Raw genomic sequence first — 22,819 nt, 5'->3', positions numbered from 1 at the left:
GCTTGCCGGCGATAGGGCCATCAAATCCACAACAAATTCCGGATCAGTCGTACATCACCTTCTTCTTCCAGGTCTCGTCCTCATCGGTCTTGAGGCCCTGGGTCAGTTCGTTGTGTTCGTCCTCGGCCGGTTCCATCTGGTCCAGCACCTGGGCGTTGGCCCGGCCCAGCAGTTTCTCCAGGTACGTCAGCTGCTCTTCATACACCTTCGGCTCCGGCTGCTTGCGCAGGTACTGCACCCCCCGTTCGAATGCCAGGCGGGCTTGGCCTGGCTGGCCTTTCTGCAGGGCCTGCTGGCCGAGGTTGTTGAAGAACTCGATATGCAGCAGCACCAGAATGTGGCGGATCTCCTTGACCCAGTGCTTGGCCTCCGGCGCAGGCAGGAAGCCCTCATGCGCGGCCCGGGTCACCTGGTTGTGCAGTGCTTCCAGCAAGAAGCGCACATCCTTGGCCTTGACCTCGGTCTGGATCGGGTTGGGCGGGTTGTTCACCGGGATCTTTTCACCCAGGGCGATCAGCCCTTCCAGTTCGGCCATGCGTGCCTTCAACTGGGCATTGTGCTTGTCCACCGCCAGCTGGCGCTGGTTGAGGTTGAGCTCCAGGCGGGTCAGCAGCAGCTTCAGCGCCGGGGTCATGAACTGGCCTGGGAAGGTCTCGGTGATTTCGCCGCAGCGGCGCAGGCGGTCGGCCAGTTCGATCTTCAGGCGGGCGCGCTCCAGCTTGCCGTTCTCGACCACATTGTTGAGGTAGCCGATCACGATCAGCAACGCGATACCCGCTACGATGAGCAGGGTGATCAGAAGTGGTGTCACCGTTAATGCCTCATTGAAGAAGAATTACAGCGTTGAGTGTAGTGAGTTTGCCTCGGAGCGAATAGCGGCACAGGCAAACCCGTTCTCTATATCGACAAGCCAGCCCGCATCTGCACCCCGACCCACCCGGAAGTCATTGATTTAAATAAATTTCTACAAAGGGGTTGACGCCTGTATCAAGCATCCATAGAATGCGCGCCACTTGCAGCGTAAAGCACACAGTGAAACGCGGCAGGGAGTGAAAGCAGGCAGCGATGCCAGCAGCGTGTCCCCTTCGTCTAGTGGCCTAGGACACCGCCCTTTCACGGCGGTAACAGGGGTTCGAGTCCCCTAGGGGACGCCAAATTGCGGGAATAGCTCAGTTGGTAGAGCACGACCTTGCCAAGGTCGGGGTCGCGAGTTCGAGTCTCGTTTCCCGCTCCAGTTTCTCCGGCAACGCTGATGGCGGGGCGGGAAAAGAAAATCCAGGCTGAATCGTGAGGTTCATGTTCTGGTGCACTGAAAAGTGTCGTGTGTCCCCTTCGTCTAGTGGCCTAGGACACCGCCCTTTCACGGCGGTAACAGGGGTTCGAGTCCCCTAGGGGACGCCATTTGCGGGAATAGCTCAGTTGGTAGAGCACGACCTTGCCAAGGTCGGGGTCGCGAGTTCGAGTCTCGTTTCCCGCTCCAGTTTCCAAAACTATGGCGTTCATGACGGTGTAGTAGGTTGTAAAAGTATCAAACGCGGGAATAGCTCAGTTGGTAGAGCACGACCTTGCCAAGGTCGGGGTCGCGAGTTCGAGTCTCGTTTCCCGCTCCAATATGAAACGCACCAAGGAATTTTAACGTTCCTTTGGTGCGTTTTTTTTTACCTGATCAAAACCCTGGCCATGGCGATCAAGCCATGGCAGGGCCGGCTAGCGATATTCGATGGTGAAGTTCAATGCGCCCTTGGCCTCGCCTGGGGTAACCGTTGCTGCGGTCTGGTAATACCGGGCGCGAAGGTCCAGGCGCGTGATGCCGGGGGTAAGGCCCACCATATCCACGTACTCTTCCAGCTTAACTGGCGTGTTGTCACTACGCAGTACTTGAATGCCAATGCCAGCGGCGGTCGAGTCGGTGGTCAGGGTGAACAGGCCCAGGTCCCGGTCCACCGGCACTGAACCGTCTACGCCGTCCAGGCGCATGAACGCGCGGGCAACGCTGCCGGCCGGGTCGTCCTCGCAGTCGCTGAGTGTGATGAAGAAATCCACTGGGTTGGTTGTGCTGCCCTGGCCTGTGAAGTCGGCGATGTCGTGAGTACCGAGTTGTACCGGATTGGCGCTGACCGCGTCAGCCTTGACCGTGCACTGGGCCAGCTGGACTTGCCCGCCCAATGTAAGCCTTACGGCATCCCCGACATCACTGACCACGCCCCTGACGACTTCCTGACTGAATGAGCTGATGCCAGCCGGGATGGGGCCTGTCTTGATCAAGGCCATGTACTTGATGATGAGATTCCTCATCACCAGCGGTGTAGGTGCCATATTTCTCTGGTTTTCACCCACATAAGGAACAGCGCCAATACCTCCGTCGTTTGCCTGGAACGTATTGCTGGCCGTGCCGTTGAGGAAACCGCCCAGTTCCAGGTACAGACCTACACCCGGGATACTGGTTTGCAGCACTTTGCCCGTCACATCCTTCCCGTCAACGGGAGGGAAGGTCCCCGGGGCTACAGGGAGTGGCGTGCCCATGTTCGCCGTCAGTGCCAAACTCCCGTCGTTGTCGCAGTTCAACGCAAAACCGGGGCCTGCTATCCCGGTGCTTGTCGCGGAGTAGATCTTGCTACCCACCGGGGCATCACGGGCCACCCACCTCATGCCAGAGATGTTGTGCGTGAACTGCATCGGGCCTGTGGTCGTTGGCCATTCGCATCCCAGGGCATGGGCCTGGCTTGGCAGTGTCAGCATCGTCGCAGCAGCGGCGATGCCAATGAACAAACGCGAAACAAGGGGCATGGTCGGTTCCTGTTGCAAGCGTGCGGCAGCGCGCACGGGCTGGATCATGGAGTGGGGCAGCGCAAAGTCTGCAGGCGATAGCCTTGCTCTTCTGGCATGGTTGCAGGGTCGATGCTGAACAAGCAGCGCTGTCCGGCGCGCTCGCCCCAGCGCGCTTCCAGGGTTTGCGCCTGGGCATCTGTTGCAATCAGCGCCTGGCCCGCCTGGCCCACTACGGCCAGGTGCTTGCCCTGCTTGTCATTGAGTTGGGTGCCGAAGGGCAACGGGCGGCCGTCGGCATGCTGCAGGGTCAGGATCAGGCGGTTTACCTGCTGCGCCTTGAATGCCGCCAGGGCGACCGCCCCTCGGCGGGGCACAACCTGCGTAACGCCGTTTTCGATTTCAACACCAGGGCCGAGCTGGTCGGTTTGCAAGGTGACTTGGTTGACCCTGTAGGGGCGCATGTGGGGGGCAAGAATGTAGCCACTGCTGTCGGTGCTGCCGCCAGGCACATTGTCGACACCTACGCCGGGCACATCGGGTACATGCACCAACGCCGTGGTCTCGCCCAGGTATTGCCCCAGCACGATGCCGCCGGCATGTGCCAGCACCGCGCCACTGGCATTGACCGAAACACTGCGGAAGTCGTCCGCTTCGGTGTAGCCGGCACCTACGTTCACCTTTTGCGTCTGGTAACCCATCGATACCGACGCCGTCTTGCGCTGCTGTTCGTCGTTGGCCAGCGATGCCAGGTAGCTCAGGCGGTTGTCCTGCGAGCCGCCGTTCAAGCTGGCGCGTTCGCTGAAGTGGCCGTTGCTTTCCTGCACGTCGAAACTGGCAGTCGTTGACGTGCCCCAGTCCAGCGGGATGGTGACCCCCAAGCCTACGATGCGGTCGCTGCCGTTGTCGTCGCTCAACGACTGCGAGGCATACAGGTTGATGCTGACCCGGCGATACTGAGTATTGAACTGGAACTGGTACTGGCGTCGCTGGCGGTTGGTGTGCCAGTAATCGTCCTGCGACAAGGTCAGGCTCAGCGAGTTGCGGTTGTTGAACGACTGGTAGATCGAGCTTTCCAGGCGGCTGCGGCGGTTGCCCTGGTAGCGGCTGGAGGCGTTGCGCTGCTGCACGGCTTCGTCGAACTCACGATAGCCTTCTGTGGAGTAGCGGTAACCGGCAAAGCGCAGGCTGGTGCCGGTCTGGAAGGCTTTACCATAGCGCACTGAATAACTCTGCCCCTGTACCTGGCCGCCTTGCTCGCCAAGATCGGTACGGGCCTGAGTCACGTCCAGCGATACTGCGCCAAAGGTACCAAAGTCGCGGGCGATGCCAAGGTTGGCAGCGTCGTAGTACTCGCTGCCCAGTAGCCCACCATACAGGGTGGTGCCCCACTGGCCGCCACGGGCCAGGGTGGCTTGCCAGAGTGCGGGGTTGTCGATGCCGTCGGCGCCGTCATAGCGCCCGGCCACCAGGTTGTAGCGCCACACGCCTTCGCGCAGCAGGTTGCTGAGGGTGGAATAGGGCTGGATGAAGCGGCGCACCTGGCCGTCGGCTTCGGTGAGGACGATTTCCAGGTCGCCGCTGCTGCCACCAATGCCCAGATCGTTGATTTCGTATGGGCCGGGGGCAACGTAAGTGGAATAGATCGGGTAGCCGTTCTGCAGCACTTCGAGCTTGGCCCGGGTCTGGGCTACGCCGCGAATGACGGGTGCGTAGCTTTGCATCACGTCGGGCAGCATGCCCATGTCGGTGGCCAGCTGTACCCCTTTGATGGGCAGGCTGCGGAACACGTCGCCACTGCTGAATGTTTCGCCCAGGGTGAGCGTACCCCACTGCCCGGGCAGGTCGTGCTGGGCATAGGTGTTGAAATGCACCCAATCCTGGCCTTCGCCGTCGTCGCGCCAGCTCTGGCTGCTGCGCAGGCGCCAGCCGCCTAGGTTGATACCGCCATTGAGGTACAGGTCCTGGCTGCTGGAGGTGCCGGTGCGGCCGCTGAAATGCTGTGCAGAGGCCTGGTAGCTGACGAAGGCGGCATTGATGCCGTCGTCCCAGCGCTCGGGGGCCACGCTGCCGGCCACATCGCGGCGCAGGGCCACTTGCGGGATGGACAACGCCAGTTGCAGCTGGCCAGGGTTGAGGTCGTAGGTGGCATCGGGCACTAGCGTAGGTAGGTCTACACAGCGCGCGTCGGTGGGCAAAGGCTCGGCCAGCGCCTGCTCACGCAGGCCCAGCTCGCGGAGCAGGCTGGCACTCAGGCAGGGCTCCAGGCCCTTGCCGTCGCTGCCTTCACGAAACTCGATTTCGTGCTTGCCCGCAGGGGCCAGGTTGACCAGCACTTCAACCTGATAGCGGCCGGGCGCCAGGGAGGCTTGAGCAGCCAGGGTGTTCAGGGCAGCTATGCTGGCGTCGCTGGATTGCCCAGGGGCTTGGCGCATGAAGTTGGGGTTGAATTGCAGGGGGTGTTCTTCAGCTCGGATTGAAGTGCTACTAACATGCAATAATACGTAACCGACAACTGATAATATCAAGGCTAAGCGACTACGCTTCGGCAATATTCGATGCCTGTTGGGGCTTGGCATATTTATACACCGTAAAGTGATTGTGGTGTGCAGGGCCATGAAAGTGGGGCTGCTGCCTTGAGAGGAGCAGGGGTGCCAAGGTATATGGATTTTCCACGACCCAATGTAGGAAAATTCCTAAAAATACCTTGGATACTCCTCTCTGATGTCCGAGTTTTATATCGCCCTTAGAGTCGGATATCATTTTGCGTAACGGGTTGCCGCAAGGTTTGAATTGTTAGGCGTTGTTTAGCTAGTCATACTTTCCACTTCCTCTCCGCAGGGGTTTGCCACCCATGACGGTTGTAATTCCCGGGGGGAGTGGTGATAACGGCCGGCCATTTTTTTGTTGGCGAGCTCGGTGTAGTAATAACTACGGTTTTTTCATCAACTAAATCAACCGCTTTGATCGGTGAAGGTTCAATGGTTGCTGTGACCGGAATAGGCTGTGGTTCCAATACCGTAACTTTATCTGAGAATGTTACGGATTGACGGTTTAAATCATAAGCTGAGGGAGCTTCGCTGACAGGAAGATACATTTTTTGGTTGGTAGATATGTATTTCGAACGGGCCATTGCATTGCGTCCTCCGAGACCTGGCAGGCGTTGCTTGACAAAAAAGTCTCCACCGAATCCATCCTTCCGTCGTCTTCCCCACGATGCAGCGCGTTTAGTAATGATAGGTGTTTTCGCCCCCTTCGATTTCAACAACTGATAAAGAAGCAACGCGAACGTAGTACCCCCACTGGCAGTATCCATCAAAAACAGCGACTCATCCGGCTCGCTCCCTTTCACAGTTTCCTCGAAACGCTTCCCAAAGGTGTAAAGGTCGATTAAAAGGCTGCCTGCGCCGAGCGCGAAGTGCATGGTCAGGCCTACCGGCGGCAGAAGCAAGAAGCTGACTACCGCAAACGCAGCGCTCATCGCCAAGCCAAGCCAGGATCGCCAGTCGGCTATGGGCTTCACGGGTTTGGGTGGGATGTAGGGCTGCTCCATGCTGTGTCGCATGCCGTAATGGCCACTCGGGTCGTGCCAGTTGACCGGGTTGCCGCCGCAGTACACATACGGGTTGATGCCTGCAACCTCAGGCGCCGCGAGATCCGGGCTGTGGAAGCGCATCAGCCCGGGGTTGTAGGCACGGTAGCCACGCCCCAGCAGTGACCAGCCCAACGCATGTTCGCGGGCTTCACCGTTGAAGCCAAGCAAGCCCACCAACTGGTCGTTGTCCGGTGAATCGCCGTAGGCGGTATACGTGTTGTCGTGCAGTTCATCACTGCTGCATTCACCTAGCACGCTGTTGGCCGCGTCGGTTACGAATAGCCGGTTATCGGCGGTTTGAGCCGGGCGTTGCAAGCCCAAAGGGCGCTCGCCGGCGTACAGGTACTCGGTCAGCAGGTCTGCTTCGCGTGTGCTGCTCAACCGGTAGCCCTGGTAGCGGCGCAACACTTCCGGCTCCTGCGCCTGGCGCACGCCGATCAGGTCGTTGTGGCCGTCATAGCGGTAGCGGTACAGAGGCTGCCCGTCGCTCGCCCGTTTGACTTCGCTCAGGCGGCCACGGTCGTCGTACACCAGCCGGTTACCCTGCTCGTCGTTCAGCAGGTTGCCTTCGGCATCGGAGTCAAACCCCTGGCTGGCCGGGTAGTCGGGCTGCAGGGAATGCTCCGCTCGTGTCAGGATGAAGCCGTCGTAGGTATAGAAAGCTTCGTCTGCTGCACCGTCGGCAAAATCGGTGTAGCACTCTGTGAGGTTATTCAGCTCGTCGTAGACGAAAAACTGATTTTTGATAGCGCGCCCAGCCGCGTTTTTCGGCAGGGCGGTGCCAGTGCAACGGTGTTCCTCCAGCCGGTCGAGTGCATCGTAGTTGAAGGTTTCCAGCAACAGTTGTTCGCCACCACGGATAAGTGCGCGGCTACTTAGTTGGTCATCCTCCTGCCACGTCAGTACGATGTGCAGGGTGAGGGTGGAGCCATCCTGCCGGGTGAGGGTTTGTTCGCGTTTGTGCTCGCGGCCTAGAAGGTCGTAAGTTTGCTCGCACACAAGCCTCTGTTTGTTGATCAAGTCCTGCGTTGTAGTTTTCCAGAGCCGCCCCAGCGTGTCGTACTCGAAGGAGGCAACCAGGTCACCTTGACGGGTCTGTAGCAGTTGGCCCAGGTCGTTGTAGGCGTGGGTTACCGCAACGCCGTCACTTTCGGTGTAGCCCAATGGCAAGCCTTGGAACGAGTGGCGGTAGTCGCAGTGGTAGCCCTTGGCATCCTGATCTTCCCATTGGGCTTTCAGCAGGTAGCCTTGATCGGTGTAGCTATAGCTGTGCTTGCCTTGTGCATCGCTGGCTGTACTGATGGCTGAGGTTTTGCTGTCGTAATCGAACGTTGTGCTCGGCACTGTGCCCACATCGATCTGGCTGGGCTGGGCTGAGCGGGTGGGGCGATAGTGGTAGGTGAACGTGCGCTGCGCCGTGGTGCGGCTTTCTAACAGCGAGGTGTTTTCCTTGTAGGTGTAGGCTTCTTGCTGCAAACCGGCCGCCAGCGTCTTCAGGCGTTCGAGACCATCGTACTCCCGCTGCCAGGCCAGGGTGGGTTGGGCGCCTTTGCGTCGCTCGACCAGCAGTTGCTCGGCCAGCGGGGCAGCGCTGTGTAGCGCGAAACGGCTGAGCACAGCCGATTGGTCGGGCCGCTCGTTACGGGTTACCCGGCCTTCAGAATCGTAGCTGTACTGATTGACTCGGCTGACTGGCCTGCCGTTTCGGTTAAAGGTGTGTTCTTCACGGGTGCAGCGCGCCAGGCCGTCGTAGCTGAAGTCTTGGCGGCCAACGATCTGGCCTGCTTCGTCCAACCGGTATTGATAGGCCGGCTTGTCGAAGTTATTGCTTTCGGTAACCTGCTGCTGTTGACGAACCCCCGGTTTGTCTGCTGTCTCGACCCAGCGGGTAATGATGTCGCCTGATTCACCAAACGGCGAAAACTCACTGTGTTGCGTCGCGCCATTGGGCAGCGTGGTCTTGCACAGTTGGCTCCAGGCATCGTATTCGAAGGTGGAGGTCAGTTCCAGGGTCTTGTCGTCGTAATAGTCAAAGGTGGTTTCTTCGCTTAGTTGGCCAAGTTCATCGTACGTGCGCCGAGCAACGATTTTACGTTGCCGCAAAGGTCTAGCGCCTGGCGGGGTATCCGTAACTTGCGTTTCGCGCTCTTCGGTCACCACCCGGCTGCAGCCATCGAAGGTGACGATGGTGCACACGCCCGTGCTGCCGGTGGACGACTGCGAGGCCAGCCCGGCTGCGCCCTCCTCGGGATGGCTGACCAGCCCGTACTGGTGGATGACCTTACTCTCGTCCTCGCCTTGGCCGGGTGCAATAATTTCTTCCTTCAGGCGTGCGAGCGGGTCGTAGATGCGGCGAATGCTGTTGCCGGTGTCATCCTCTTCGTACACCGTTTGACCATGCAGGCCAGATGCGGCTGAACGGGTCGTTTTCTGCACCAGGTCAAAGCCGCACACGGTTTCATCGGTCCAGTATTCCAGGCCGTGCTCCTTGTCGGTGACCTTGCAGTAGCTCCAGTCGACACGTGAAGTGCGGCTTTCGATGGCCCGGCGCACTGGGTTGGCGCTGTCGTCACCGTAACGGGTGGTCACCTGATAACTCGGCCGACCATGCAGGAAGGCATTGTCTGGCATGTTCAGGTAAGCCCGTTCCACGTTTAGCAGTAGCACTTCGCGCTCGTCGGGCTGTTGAACATCGAATACTTGCACGGTTTGTTCTGCGCAAAGCGCAAGCCATTCGCTAGCTTGGCCCAGGCTGGACAGCGCCGGGTAGGCCTTGTAGGTCAACCGGCTCCGGAAAATGGGGGCGCCGCCGGGCAACCCTGGCAGGGGGTAGACGGTCTTGCATTTGAGGTTGCGCACAAAACCCTGGGGGTCGGGCGGGCAGGCCCAGTTATCGCCACCTTCATCGCCGTGCTGTTTTTCGCCATCCTTGTCGTAGTACGCGTAAGTGGTGCGTACGCCGGTGGGGGCTACCTCTTCAGTGGTGTTGCCATAATCGTCATACAGGGTAGTCGCGGTTTCCAGGCGAAGCTTGCTGGCGTCAGCACGTAATTTATAGCGTTTGGTGACGGTCTTGGGCAGCTGGAAGTAGCGTGGTTGATCGTCGAAACTGACGCCGGCGCGTTCGTGGAACTCGGTTTCGGTTTCTTCGATATGGCCGTCTTCTTCCAATATTTGCCGGGTCAGCAGGTGATAGCGGTTGAACGTCTGGGTCTGTGTGCGGGCGACCTTGCCCGCTTTCCAGTAATGGGCGGTGACGCTGTAGCGGTAGTTAGCACTTGCCCGGTACAGGTTGTCCTCGCCGTCGTCACGCCAACTGACATTGCTGTTGCTACCTACATAACTGTGCTCCATCTCGACGTTGTTGTCCTCATCGAAGTGCTTGTAGGTGTAGGTCGTTTTCAGCGTTGGCTGATCGGCGCGGGGCTTCACTTCGTGGCTGGTTACCCGTGGCAAGACTCTTTGCGGCTGTGTATTTGGCAGTACGTGGCCCGGGTCGCCGTTCTCGCCGTAGCGAATTTCTTCTACAGCCCCCATGGGGGTGGATACTTTCGCAAGGCAGGTCAGGCCATGGGCGCGGGTATAGCCGAAGCGCCAGTTACCGCCGATGTCAGCTGGCAGTTTGACTTCCACCAAAGCCCGGTTTTTCAGCTCGAGCCTGTAGCGCAGGAACGGCAGGCCGTTAGCCCCTGCACCTGGATGCGTATCAACGGTGACCGCGCCATCGGTGTACTGCAGCTCCAGCAGCAGCGTGCCATTGTCATCGACGATCCTGGCCAGTCGGCGGCTCTCGGGAATGTAGTGGAGCGTTAACCCCTGGCCGGAAGGCGCCCGGACTTTACTCGGCAGGGCGATGGGGTTGAGCTTATCGTGCAGGGTCAGTATTTCCACCAGGCCGGACTTGTGGACCACGCGGTAGGGGCCCTTGTCTTCATCGGCGGCAGTGCCGTCATCGTAAAAATGAAAGCTGTGAATTTTCTTTTCGCGAATGGTGGGTTGCGCCCCGGTACCTGTCACCTTGTAGCTTTCCCCCGTGTGCAGGGTAAGCATGCGGGTAGCGGGCTCGTAGCGGGTCATTGCCAGGCGCCAGCCGGTGCCGAAACCTGAGTCTTCATTGCTGAACGGGCTGTACGACAGGCGCAAGGGCAGCCCAGGGCCGGTCAGGTCGTTACCGGCCGGCACTGGCAAGTCAATGGCCAGGTTGTACTGGCCCGTACGTTGGTCGACATTGTTTTGCACGAAACTCTGGAAGTTGCTGGCGTTGCTGTGTACCCCGGGAGTGTCAGCCATGATCAGATGCTCCGCGGGGCGATGGTGACCACGATGCAGGTAAGATCTCCTTGCTTGATCGGGTCACCTTTACCAATTACTCGGAAGCCTCGGCTTGGCACATTGTTGTCCAGGCCGCTGTTGGTCAGGTAGCCCGGTTTTTCCGGGCGGCCCGCGTAGGTCCAGATCTTGTCGATGCCCATTTTTTCCAGCGAAGCATTGGCGCGGCTGGTATCGAGCTCAACCCAGGAACTGTCGAGCTTTTCACAGCGCTCATTATCAGTCAGCAGAAACGTCGATTTGATCGGCACGTTTCGAATGCGGATGGAGTGAGGCTCCCTGGCTTCTGACGGGCACTCTTTTTTGGGGAGCAGTTTCACGGTAGTGCCGCTGCCCGCTTCCGGCAGCTCGAACCCGCAAGCAGGTTCGGTGTTGTTGTCCACGGTTTGGTAGAGGGAGAGAAGGGGGGTGGGATCCGCCAGGTTCGAACGGGTGGTATCGGCTGCATCGGCGGCCACACTGCTTAACAACAACGGCATCGTCAGCATCGCCTGTATAAGGGCCGACGGAAGCGTGGGGCGGCGGTCATTGAGTTGATTCATTTCTCAAAGCTCCCTGTTCAGGGTGTATGAACAGATAAAAGAAGACAGGTGTTTGCATTGCAGGGCCAAACAAGGCGTTTTGTCTGTCTGGAGCTTATTGAACTCGCCGCACCGCCGCACCTGGCAGAATTAACAGGTGCGCCGGGATAATCAGTGGAGGCTTCAAGGGCATACCTGTTTTTTTGTTTTGTCACCTGGCAGATTTATCAGGTCTGGTTTTTGCCCGCGTACCCTGTGCCACCTGTTATTTCTGTCAGTAGCCAATCGCAGCGGTGCGCCGTGAAACTAAGGGCATCTTCAACCCACCAGGAGAATGTTCATGGTGATGCGACGCCCATTCGATGGCGGGGTCGATCAGCCCCAGTTAAACCCCGCTCCTGAAATCCCGGCGCGAAACGCATGGGGGGAAATTGACGTAAAAAACCTGAATGGCGACCATTTGGAATTTCTTATCAAGGACGCGGATATCCGGTTCGGTCAGAGCATATATCCGGTCTGGCGCGGGATTGCCGCAGACGGTACGCCGTTTGATCAACTTGATGCCGTGGTTGAGGTGCCCGCGGATTACGACACTACAAGAACCATGACCGCCAAGGTGGGCAAACGTTTTGTCGAGCCTTACGATGGTGGGTGGGCCTTTTTATCCTACAAGGTTGAAAACGCAGATGAGGCCACGCCGGATTCAATGCGTATCTTTTGTTACCTGGGTTTGCGCGACCGTGGTGGGGTTGCCGAAACATTGGCGGTGGCGCAGGCGCGGGAGTCGCATGATCGTGTAATTGTCCTTTCAGACCTTGAGTCTGAAGGCGTGCGCCTGCTGGCGCCAAGCTACCGGGCCATGCAGGTCGGCGACAGCATCGAGCTAGTGGGGCGCAAGTTCACTGCTACGGGGGACGAAGTTACGCCTCCGGCAACTGAGCGACACGACGTGACCGAGGCCAATGTCGGTGAGCCGCTGCAGTGGCAGGTCGGCAAGTCGCACTTCATGCGTGTTCAGGATGGCCGGGTAGAGTTCCAATACACGATTACGCTGTCCGGTAATGGCGAAAAAGTGCTTTCTCCTGTCCAGGAAATGGCTGTAGCAAGGGCGCCAAGCCCCGCTGACCTGTTGCCTGCGGCCACGATCGATGGTTTCACGGGGGGGGCGCTTGACCCTGGCATGTTCCCGGATGGCTTGATCGTTCGGGTACCTACAGAGCCAAATGTTCAAGTAGGTGATCACTATTTGCTGCACTGGAAGAGGCCCCAGGCGCTCGAGTCTGAAGTGCAGTTTGCCCGCATGGACACGAGCAGCCTGCAAAGCAATGAGACCGTATTCCGGATTGACGTAGATTTGCTTGAGCCGGGTGAACATCAAGTCTTCTATCAGGTTGCCCGCGCGGGGCACGCGTTGACTTCGCATAGCCTGGACGTCGTGTTCGAGACGGCACGCAACCTTGCTGCGCCACGTATCGAGCGCGCCGAAGAGGATGGCCCTGGCAGGCAAAAGCTGGTGGCGGACACTGCGATTCTTGGGGCTTATGTAACGGTACCGGATGTGCCCTTGCGCCCAGGCGAACGCTTCGAGGTTCACTGGGATGGTTATGAGCACAACGGCCAGCAGGTGATCGACACACCCGAGGCGGGTGACGGCCGAAGATTCAAGATCGACCCTGGCGTGGTCGCCGCGAACATGCATCAGCCTGGCGATGACCACAGCAGGCGTTTCAAAGTGTTCTACCACATCGTAGATGAAAACAATGTGCGCTCGGCACCTTCTGATGCGGTGGATTTGCGTGTCCAGCCGCTGGTCATCGATAACAACGTCAAATGCCTGCAAGCCGAGAGCAACGGCGAACTTTGGCGGAGCAAGCTCTCAGCTAACGGTGCAATGCTTGAAGTATCCGGGGTGCTGCTTTGGCCTTTCGCGGCACCTGGGCAACTGTTCACGCTGGCCATTCAAAGCGGCGCCGTATTACGTAATCGAGTGCCGGTCACTGCCGGTGAATACGCCAATGCGCGCATACAACAGTGGTTAAGTGTTGCAACGTATAACGAGCTGGAAGAAGACAAGCAGTACACCGTTTATGGGGAAGTCAGTTTCGATCAGGGTGATAGTTGGCACAAGCTTCGCTCGCTGCGGCTGATTCCCAAGCACTCTAAATAAATGGCCGGTGCAACTGGCCGCGCTGGCCAACTTTAGGGGCGGCGTGCCGTTGCGCTGATTAACGCGTGTCACATGGAGTTAAATATAAATGAACAGTAAAGCACCTGTGCGGGCTCAAGCCGTGGGTATTCAATCGCTTGAAGATTTTCTGCGTACAATGGAACAGGGCCCGCAAACCTTCAAGTGGGATGCGCTGCTGGTGTTTGACAGGGCGGCGACCAATGCCCTGCTGACGCAAGAGTACATTGACCGTATCACCATCGAGGATCTATTTTTCCCCAAGCTGGACCCCGGTGAGGTTGACTCAGGCAACGGTATCAAACATGTTCTCAATGGCCTGGTACTCGACAAGCCTCGGCTCTCTTTTGAAAACGCAACTATCGGATTTTCCAAGGGTAAGTTGCAGATGCGCCTGGTGGGCGGAACGCATCTTGAAGTGATTGACACGCCTCAGGATGGCAAGAAAATCAGGAGCGTAACCGCACTGACTGTCTATAATGCCGCCACTCGCGGGATACTGGACATGGACATTGAGCTGAGGGCTGTAGAGGGTTCCGTTAATGATAGCGGCAAGGTGTTGCTCGATTTGAAGGATGGCTTGAATCCTTCCTTCAGTGGAGGGGGCACAGGGCAAGAGAAGGACCGGTTGGGAGATTATTTCAAGGAGCAATTGGATAAGTGGGGTAAGGAGAAGACAGAGTTCCCGCTCAGCGAGATGATCGTTGATGCTAACTCGCCTATAAACCCAGGAGTTTTTGCTATTCGCACTCATGCGGCGCCGGGAGGCGCTTTGCTCGGTTCCGAGAATTTTGGTGAAGGCGCGGTGGTTGTTTTTGTTGCCATGCAAGGCAGTGAGGTTGGTCGCCTACCCTTTGACGATGATGCGATGCTGTACATGTTGCCCGCTGCGGTAGAGCCGTATACGAGTAACCTGGTACTTTCTAACAAGTTTATGGCCAGCCAGATTTTTCAGTTGGGCTTCGAGCAGAATGAAATTACGAAAGGGCGATTTGATGTAGAAGAACTGCCTGGTGAACGCTTCAAACTGGTCGCCAATTCAGGCTCCACCTTCAGTACGACGGTTGAGATAGCAAAAAAAAGATCTGGCGGGATGGGGTCGGAAGCGTGGGAAACTCACATGAAAGTAACTGCTCTTGAACCAGAGGTTTTTGAAGAGGGAAGTGAACTCATATTCGAACAAAGGATGCTCAAGGGGCACCTTCGTTCGTCTGGGCGCGTGGGTAGCGTTAACGCCATCTGGTGGGGTAAATGGGGATCGGGGCAAGAAAGTTTTGGGATTTATGCGGATCTGACGGTTGGGCTGGGGTATAAGTTCAATATTGATGTAGTGGATGGGCGGGCGAAACTGGTTTTTGAGTTGGATCAATACAGTTCATCTGCAAACTATCGTGTCGATATCCCTGGCGGCTCACACAACGACCGTTGGCGTGAGATGGCAAAAGAAATAGAAGCTGAGCTGCCGGACCTATTGAGACCTCGGTATCAGGAGCAATTTGATGCCCTCCAAAAAATTAGGTTTGAAATCGACGCTTTGCGTCTGAACAACTTGCTCTTCCGTGGTGAGAACGTTGTCGAACCGCGCGACGTGTCCCTGCCGACCGACCTGACCCTACTCGGCAACCTGGCGCCCAAGCGCACCACGATGCTGATAAGCCCTTCGGAGTCGATCGTGGCAAGGGGTGGGGTCATCGAATTCAGCGTTTCGCCTGCGTCGACCGGTGTCAACTGGACCGTGAGTAACCTCCCTGGCGAAACCGGCGACACAGGTTCGTTCAAAGACCCGTCGGTAGGACGGTATACGGCCCCCTCCGATGACGCGTTGCTGACAGAAGGACAACGCCGGTTGATCGTAACGGCCACCAGTGGGGAGCTGGTAAGCAGAGCACTGGTTAGCGTTGTACCAAGCCAGATTACCGTCAACCCCTGGGTGGCGGTGGTGGGTGTAGGCAGATCCTTTCCGGTGTCCGCGGGTACCCCCGACGGTGGTGCAGTGACTTGGGATGCTCCCGAACTGGGCACAGTCGCCCCGGATGACGATCCGCGGAACCCCGGGGGTTACAAATATACCGCACCTTTAAGCCTGCCTATTGACACGACCAAGCCTCCTCCCTACAACGTGCTGCGCCTGGATGAGGTCACCGTTCGATCTGTGGCAGGAGGCCACTCAGCGCAAATAGACATGCTGATCGTTGGCGCCAGGAACGCGAGTTACTGGATGGAGCCAGAAGTCACGAACGAGGGCGATGTGGCGCTTCCGTTCTACACGATTGATCAAAATTACCAGAAGGTCAGGGCTCCCGAGCCAATCACATGGACTGTACTTCGCGGCAGTGGGTACGTCGACCCGACTACCCAAGTCTATGTGCGCGACAAGGATGCGAACGACCAGTACGTAATCATATCGGCCTTTTCTATCGGCTCCAATTCACCTACCGCCCACGACTACGTCGTCTTGCCATTCCCCTTCATACCCGAGTCCGATGACGAAGACCCTCAACGGCGTCAAGATTCCCAATGGGGTCAGGGAGGTGTGAGATGAACCGTAGGCTTGCTTTGCCGGAAGAGCAGAAAACCTCTGTACGCAACGATTGGGGGGGGGTGCTTGCCCTGGACCGCAGCCTCCTTGACTTGGTGCTTCGTGAACAATACCTGGACGCACTCGGTAACTTCGGTGCGATGAACCCTATCCATCTCGAGGCATACCTCGATGAGGGCGAGCGAATCGGCGTTACGCTGGAAGGGCTGGTGCTGGGGGCGCCCCAAGTCAGCTTTGAACATGCAACAGGGGTCGGCTCGGGCCTGACGGTGCGGATGAACATTCTCGCCGGGGAGTACATGCGGGTCTTGGAGCTACCTGGCACACCCAGGCGCGTGGTGGAAAGCCTTACCCTTACCGAAGCCATGGGCTATCGGGTAGAAGCGCCGCTTGAACTGCGGGTCGGCCGACCCAAGGGTAGCCGGTACACCCAACTGGAACTGGACCTTGGCAGTGCGGTCAGCTACTCCACCAACCTTGGGCCAACCCCCTATGCTCAGGCCATGCTTGGCCGGCACCTGCAGCAATCGATCAGCTATATGCGGGCGTACCAGCATACCTATTCCCTGGGCAGTTTCGTCATGGACGACTACTACCCGCTGAGCCCGGAGCAGTTCATGGTCAACACCATGGCCGCACCTTGGGGGCAAAGCGAAGGGAGCCCTCGGTACGGGGACGGTGCTGTGCTGGTTTTCATGAAATTGGGCATCGACTTGCGCCCAGGGGGGCAGCTACCCCCAGGCACCGACTTCCCTTATCCGATTGCCGAGGGTGCGAGCGATCTGCCGGGTACGCTGATCCTTGTACCAGATATTGCGGAGCTGGGGGCGGGCCAGGTCAAGGATGTGCTGAGTACCTTCAGCCTGCCCAGTGGCCATGAATTCGTGATACGGGCAGCAAGCCCTGGCGTAGATCTTGTCGTGACCGGAAACTGGCAAAAAAAAGCGGGCGCGGTAGCGGTCGAGCCTGCCTTCGCGAATGTGGTAACTGGGCAGCCCATCGAGTTCACTGCTGACGGCGCAACGGGCCAGGTACTGTGGGCGGCCACCAACCTGATGCGCCCCAAGGCGGTTGGTACATTCAATGGCGCCAGCTACAGCCCAACCCCTGCAGCCAGTTTTGTGCAGGACCAGCAGATGGTGCTGGTAACCGCAACTTCGCCTGACGGCGGTGATCCGGTGCGTAGCCACGCGTTGGTAGTGGAAAGCGCTCGTACGGTACACGTAGCACCGCGTGTTGCCACGTGGATGCCAAGTGAAGCCCCGATCGAACTCCGTGCTTCCAGCGCCGACGGCGGTAGCCTGCAGTGGAGCCTGGTCGAGGCGGTGCTTCTGTCCAACGGCACAAATCGGGTTCAACCGCTCGATCAGCCGCTAGGGGACCTGGACAACAAAGGTAATGGTCGGGCCATTTTCACGCCCTATCCGCCTGACGGTGACTTCGGTTTCTTCAAGGTCCAGCGGATCCGTTGCACCAACCGGCTGACCGGGGATAGCGCCGAAGGTGCGGTGTTGGTGATCCGCTGGCAGGCGGCCCTGAACGTGGTTCCGTTCCACGTCGCACAGGGGCTGTCGATGCAGCCTATACCGTTCACGATAATGTCTCAGGCGTTCGAGCAAAACCTTGGTCGTGCTGTGACTTGGACGGTACATGGGGAGGGTGAATTCAAGGAGAGCGTATACATCCCCCCGCAAAGCCCGCAGTTACCGGTTGCGGTGGTCACTGCGTCTGACGGCATGGGGGGCACTGGCTACGCCATCGTGGAGTTCAGCCAAAGCCGGCAGGACAAAACAGCCGGTCTATTGTCATGGGAGACCATTGCCAATTTCGAACTTAGAGCCATCGGTGCACCGCAGTGCTACGCCAATGGTTGGCAGCAAGTCGAAGTCGAGGTCACCGTTGCTGCTGCCGATGATAGCAATGGTAACCCGGTCGAGATCTCCGACGCCGATCTGGCCACATTGAAGTTCTTGAATGCTGATAACAACAACGATCTGCCGTTCCTGGCGCCGCTGGAGGAAGCCTTGGCTGCCGGAGATGATGACGCGCCAGACTGGGCGGTCAACAGGGTTGCCAACGATATCCAGCGTCAACCTGGATTGCAAGTTGGAGGTAGCGCGCCTTTGCGGGCCAGAAATCGCCGGTTTTTCCTGCATTCACGTAAGCCGGGGGTGATCGGGGTGATTGCCTCGATACAGAACACCCTGACAGGGAAAGTGGTTACGTCTGAAAACCTTGGCGAAAAGGGTAAACTGGAATTGCGCGGGCAGGACATTCCGTCCTTTACCCAGGAGCTGTACTCTTTCAAGCGCACGCGTGTGGCGGGGGATACGTCACCGTCTGAAGGGGATGAGTTCGCTTACATCGACACCAGTACAGACAACTGGTTGCTTGAGCACGTTATCAAAGAAGGCCGGATAACCAAGTTTGCACGACTGTTTATCAAGGATACCGATAGAAAATCGGCTGTGCGTTGGTCGTGGCAGCCGGGCTCGTCTACCCCCCCTGTCCAAGACGACGACTTTGTCAGCTTTACCGGGTTCTCATTCGAGTCGAGTAATGGCCAGGTAAAGGACGAACTGTTGTTCGACGGGCTGCTCTACCGCATGGCCAAGAATCGGGCCTATGCATTGCCAGATAGGGTGCTAGGCGCAAAGCCGGGTGCCGGGCAATTGATGATCACCCTGCAGCGGGATTCAGGGTTTGTGCTGTCCTGTGGTCTTGAAGATCCAGGTTATCGCAAGGCATTGGAACGGGACTTGGAGTTTACCCTGCTGGATGTGGAGGGTAATACGCATCCATTGAAGTTTACGTTTGCCGTCACGGCGGAAGAAGAAAGGGCGGGCATTACCCATCGCGACGTCCTGAAACTCTCGATTCGTTGAGCAATGGCTCACCTCAGCGCACATGGGCACTCGGGTGAGCTGCGACACAACCTCCTTCGGATGATTAATAATATGGCTATTGAAACAGTAGTTCATTCCAATGCATTCAATGCGTCGGGTTTTGTCCAGAATGCGGTCGATCCGCGCACTGGCCAGTATGCGATGAGTATCAACCTGCCCCCCCTTGTCGGTAACTATCAAGCTGGCCCAGACCTGCCGATTCGCCTGGTATTCAATCCATTCAGCGACAAAAATACTGGCTTTGGCCAGGGTTGGTATATCGAACTTACCCAATACATTCCGACAACTCGCATGTTGCGGCTTCATACCGGCGAAAGTTTCCGGGTGACTGGGTCTGGCAACGAGCCAGGCATTAAAGAAAGAAAGCTCGAAACGTTCCGCTTTTTCGAGGAGAGTGTAGAAGGCAAGAAACAGTATCGTGTGGTTCACAAATCCCACATGGAAGAAATCCTGAGCGAGTACGGTACCAGGGATAATCTAGTTGCATTGCCTTCAGAAGTTCGAGCGGCATCGGGCCATCGTATCCTGTTGAAGTATGACAATAATCAACGGCTGGAGCGGATTGCCGACGGCACGGGCCTGGTATTGCTGGAAATCAGCTATGGCAGCACGGTAAACCTCAAATTGCACCCCTATGCCAATGATGGCAAACCGGTCGCAGAGTACAAGCTCAGCCTGGTCGATGGGGAGTTGCGCCAAGTTGACTTGCCAGGTGAAGCTGGTGGCAACTGGCGTTTTGAATACACCCTCGCCAATGGGCTGACTTGCCTGGCCAAGGTTTCGACACCCTACGGTAGTGTGGAAGATATTCGCTATGGGGAGAATGGCGATACCGGCCACCTGCTGCCAGGGGGAGGGACGCGGGCAGCGATACCGCGGGTAACCTCTCATGCAGTCAACCCTGGCGCCGCCCAGCCGTCGATGAAAACCACCTACACCTATACCATCTTGCATGAGGGTATTCAGGCCCCGCACAATTTTGTAGGTAATGGCAGCAATGTCACCTGGCGTGACGATGGCGAAGACAACCTTTATCGCGCCAGGTCCAATTACCGGTATGCAAGTACGACCCACCAATGGGGCAAGGGCGCGGATGGCACGGATCAGGTGTTGCGTACCACCGAGCGTACTTACAACCGTTTCCACTTGCAGGTGAGTGAGGTCGTTGTGCAAGGCAAGAACCAACTCGCCAGCACCACCACGTACCACGGTAATCCGGCAACTGAATTCGACAATCAGCCGAGCAACTTCCAGCTACCGCTGGAACAACGCAGCAGATGGTCAGTGCAGGGGGATGCCTCTCGGGTACGCGAGGAGCCTGCCACCAGAACCGAGTATGACCTGCATGGCAATCTGATCACTCAGACCTTGCCCACCGGGCAGCGTACCGTTACCGAGTACTACCCGGCCGAAGATGATCCGGACGGTTTCGTGCGCAACCCGAAGAGCGTGACACAATACCCTGCAGAGGGTGGCGACGAGCCTGCACCGGTATTGCGTCGACGCTTCGAGTTTGAAGCGCTCCCCCGCGTGGTCTACCCGGCTGGCTCCGCCAAACTGCCCGCGTCCGATTGGTTGGTGCTGACGCAGGAAAGCCTGTTGGAAGTGGTTGACGGGGTAGAGCAGGCGCCTTTGCAGGTCACTACCACGCGCCCGGTCAATGTTGCCACCGACCTGCTGCGCCATGGGCGCCCGTTGCTGCAAACCTTGACCATGGGCGGTAAAAGCACCAATACCGCTTTTACTTACAGCACGGATGACCTTGGTGGGCACCCTGTATTGGTGACCGAGCAGCAGGTGACGGGTTTCGATAATGGCGAGATCGACCCAGTGACCGGCCTGCCGCGCAATGTTTGCAAGGTAATCACGCTGAAGGATTCGATACTGATTGGCGAGCCCATTCTGAATCGCGATGACAACGATATTGAGATCGAGTACGCCTACGACGCTCTGCGCCGTGTGATTCGGGAAACAGTGTCGCCCAATGACGATAAGTACAAGGCGTCCCGTACCTACGCATACGGGCTTGTGAGCGGGGTCGGTGGCCAGGCATTGCAAAGCCGAGTGGATGTTAAAGGAGTTGCTGTCCGCTCGTACATTGATGGCCTGGGGCGAGTGGCCAGGGAGGAGCGTCATGATGCCGACGTCGACGGTGGGGATGCCCTTCTGCGCCAGGTCTTCCGCCCGATTAATGCGTTTACCTACGATGAGCTTGACCAGTTGACCGAAGCAGTCGAATACGATTGGAAAGGCGCCGAGCAAATGCCGTTGGCGACCCGGTATGAATACGACGACTGGGGGCAGCAGCGGTGCGAAATCGGTCCGGATGGAGTCAAGCGGTACCAAGAGCAAGACCTGATCGGGTCTAACCCTTTCGGTGCGGATCCCAATGGCAACCTGCCTACCCAGACCGTGTGGAGTGAATCTGCCGATGGCACAATGAGCCTGGGCAAAACCACTACCTGGCTGAATTTGTTTGAGCAACCTGCCCTGGTTCGGCGATTCGACCTGGCGAACAAGCTGTATGCCAAACATGAGTATTTCTATGACGGGCTGGGGCGAAATGTGCGCGAAATCGATGCACGCGACACCACCACCCGCTCCAGTTATGACGTGTTCGGGCGTTTGGTGGACCAGACCCTGGCAGACAGGTCTGTGGTGCATCGCGACTATGCCTTGCACAGCAGTGAAGACCTGCCGATCAGTATCAGCGTCGGTGGCATCGTGCTGGGTGAGCAGGTTTTCGACGGCCTTAACCGAATGATTACCTCCATCACCGGGGGGCGGGCTCGCCACATGCAGTACGAGCCAGGCCAGACCAAACCAAGCAAAGTGAAGACGGCCGCCGGCAATGTCATCGAGTACCAGTACCTTCCGCAGTTGGGTGAGGAGCCTCAAGTGCGGCGCATTCCGGGCCGCCAGGCGGATTATGAATTCGACCCGCATAACGCGCGGCTCACCTGGTGTAAAGAGGAGGGCGAAGAGCTTGCCCGCGCCTATTTCAGTACAGGCCAGATCAAGCAGGAAACCCGCACGATCGGAAACGAGACCTGGTCAATGGAATATGGCACCAGCCTGTTGGGGCGCCAGTTGTTCTATAAAGATGTTCTCGGTCAGACGCAGACTTATGCCTACTACGCAAGTGGCCTGCTGGAGCAGACTGCGCTGGGGTCTACCAGCAGCCGGTTCTTCTACGATGGGCTGAGCAATACCCAATGCATTCTCACGCTCGACGGTACACAAGGGTTGGCCACGGAACTTGAGTATGACCACCAGGGGCGGGAGTGCCTGCGCAGATTCGTGTTCCTGAATACCGTGGTCGAGGCACCGATCGAAGGTTTCCAGTTTGCCAATGATGGTGTGCAGGCGCTGGTGGACACAGCGGGGCTGCTGGTGCAAGGGATTCAGGAGCTGGAGCAGGAATACAGCCTGCTTGACCAGATCACGTTCAAACGCCTGTCCGAAAATGGTAGTGCCTTGCGTGAGGAGAGTTACAGATATGACCGGCGTGGTCGCCTCGAGGAGTATGCCTGTGACGGATTGCTTTCCCACAGCCCGAAAGACCCGGCTGGTAAAACCATTCGTCAGCAGTACTTCAATTTTGATGCGCTCGACAATATCACCTGGGTACTGACTGATTTCGAAGAAGAGGACGGTAGTAAAGACTCAAATGAGGCCACGTACCTGTTTGAAAATGACGACCCTGCCCAGCTGACGGGTGTGACTAACACGCATGCAGACTATGCCGACTTCACCCTGGAATATGATGAGGACGGCAACATGAAGGTCGATGACAGGGGCAAGGTGTTGACATAAGACGCCTTGGGGCGTCTGAGCAGCTACGATGGTGGCGGTTACAGCTACGACCCTCTGGACAGGCTGTCAGGCCAGGAGGCATGAAGCAGCTGCTGTGAAGATCGGGGTGTAAAGCTAATGTCGAGCACTCAAACGCTTGAGACCCCTTTGCAGCCGATCGCC

General features: G+C 57.8%; 9 protein-coding genes and 5 tRNA genes. 9 read left to right on the top strand and 5 right to left on the bottom strand.

What is annotated here, in order from left to right; genetic code table 11:
• Nucleotides 1-43 precede the first annotated feature (43 nt).
• The gene (locus G1E_RS25860) at nucleotides 44-811 is read right to left on the bottom strand and encodes a hypothetical protein (RefSeq protein ID WP_009683625.1); all 768 of its coding nucleotides are present in this window, start codon (nucleotides 809-811) and stop codon (nucleotides 44-46) included.
• A gap of 267 nt (nucleotides 812-1,078) precedes the next feature.
• On the opposite strand from G1E_RS25860, the gene G1E_RS25855 reads away from it, so the two are divergent.
• The 5 genes from G1E_RS25855 (at nucleotide 1,079) to G1E_RS25835 (ending at nucleotide 1,610) form a co-directional block, all read left to right on the top strand.
• Nucleotides 1,079-1,154: transfer RNA gene (locus G1E_RS25855), tRNA-Glu, on the top strand.
• A 4-nt stretch (nucleotides 1,155-1,158) separates the two neighbouring features.
• Nucleotides 1,159-1,234 (top strand) — tRNA-Gly (locus G1E_RS25850).
• 91 nt (nucleotides 1,235-1,325) lie between these two features.
• Nucleotides 1,326-1,401 (top strand) — tRNA-Glu (locus G1E_RS25845).
• A 3-nt stretch (nucleotides 1,402-1,404) separates the two neighbouring features.
• Nucleotides 1,405-1,480, top strand: a tRNA-Gly gene (locus G1E_RS25840).
• 54 nt (nucleotides 1,481-1,534) lie between these two features.
• Nucleotides 1,535-1,610 (top strand) — tRNA-Gly (locus G1E_RS25835).
• A 97-nt stretch (nucleotides 1,611-1,707) separates the two neighbouring features.
• Here the strand turns inward: G1E_RS25835 and G1E_RS25830 are convergent.
• The 4 genes from G1E_RS25830 to G1E_RS25815 form a co-directional block, all read right to left on the bottom strand.
• Nucleotides 1,708-2,787 (bottom strand): fimbrial protein, encoded by a 1,080-nt coding sequence (locus tag G1E_RS25830; RefSeq protein ID WP_009683626.1) that lies wholly within the window; start codon nucleotides 2,785-2,787, stop codon nucleotides 1,708-1,710.
• Nucleotides 2,788-2,831: 44 nt separating this feature from the next.
• Nucleotides 2,832-5,345: a fimbria/pilus outer membrane usher protein gene (locus G1E_RS25825; RefSeq protein ID WP_033690523.1), complete on the bottom strand. Its 2,514-nt coding sequence runs from the start codon at nucleotides 5,343-5,345 to the stop codon at nucleotides 2,832-2,834.
• Between the two features lie 236 nt (nucleotides 5,346-5,581).
• Nucleotides 5,582-10,600, bottom strand: a complete 5,019-nt coding sequence (locus G1E_RS25820) for an RHS repeat domain-containing protein (protein ID WP_165944140.1) — start codon at nucleotides 10,598-10,600, stop codon at nucleotides 5,582-5,584.
• A 53-nt stretch (nucleotides 10,601-10,653) separates the two neighbouring features.
• The gene (locus G1E_RS25815) at nucleotides 10,654-11,232 is read right to left on the bottom strand and encodes a hypothetical protein (protein WP_125855286.1); all 579 of its coding nucleotides are present in this window, start codon (nucleotides 11,230-11,232) and stop codon (nucleotides 10,654-10,656) included.
• 319 nt (nucleotides 11,233-11,551) lie between these two features.
• Here G1E_RS25815 and G1E_RS25810 point away from each other — a divergent pair, with 319 nt between their 5' ends.
• From G1E_RS25810 to G1E_RS25795, 4 genes are all read left to right on the top strand, one after another.
• Complete coding sequence (locus G1E_RS25810; protein WP_033690525.1) at nucleotides 11,552-13,378, top strand: hypothetical protein; 1,827 nt, start codon at nucleotides 11,552-11,554, stop codon at nucleotides 13,376-13,378.
• Nucleotides 13,379-13,466: 88 nt separating this feature from the next.
• Entirely contained in the window at nucleotides 13,467-15,938 is a 2,472-nt protein-coding gene (locus G1E_RS25805) for a hypothetical protein (protein ID WP_009683631.1), read from the top strand.
• On the top strand, nucleotides 15,935-18,820 hold the full coding sequence (locus G1E_RS25800) for a hypothetical protein (RefSeq protein WP_009683632.1): 2,886 nt from the start codon (nucleotides 15,935-15,937) through the stop codon (nucleotides 18,818-18,820). The genes G1E_RS25805 and G1E_RS25800 overlap by 4 nt, the downstream gene beginning before the upstream one ends.
• 72 nt (nucleotides 18,821-18,892) lie before the next feature.
• A complete protein-coding gene (locus G1E_RS25795) occupies nucleotides 18,893-22,657 on the top strand; it encodes an RHS repeat domain-containing protein (protein WP_009683633.1) in 3,765 nt (1,254 codons plus the stop codon).
• Nucleotides 22,658-22,819: the final 162 nt, after the last annotated feature.

Origin of the sequence: Pseudomonas sp. TJI-51, from assembly GCF_000190455.2 — a bacterium.
Lineage (GTDB): Bacteria > Pseudomonadota > Gammaproteobacteria > Pseudomonadales > Pseudomonadaceae > Aquipseudomonas > Aquipseudomonas juntendi.
The sequence above is the reverse complement of the archived record's forward strand: the minus strand, read 5'-3'. Positions and strand labels throughout refer to the sequence as shown.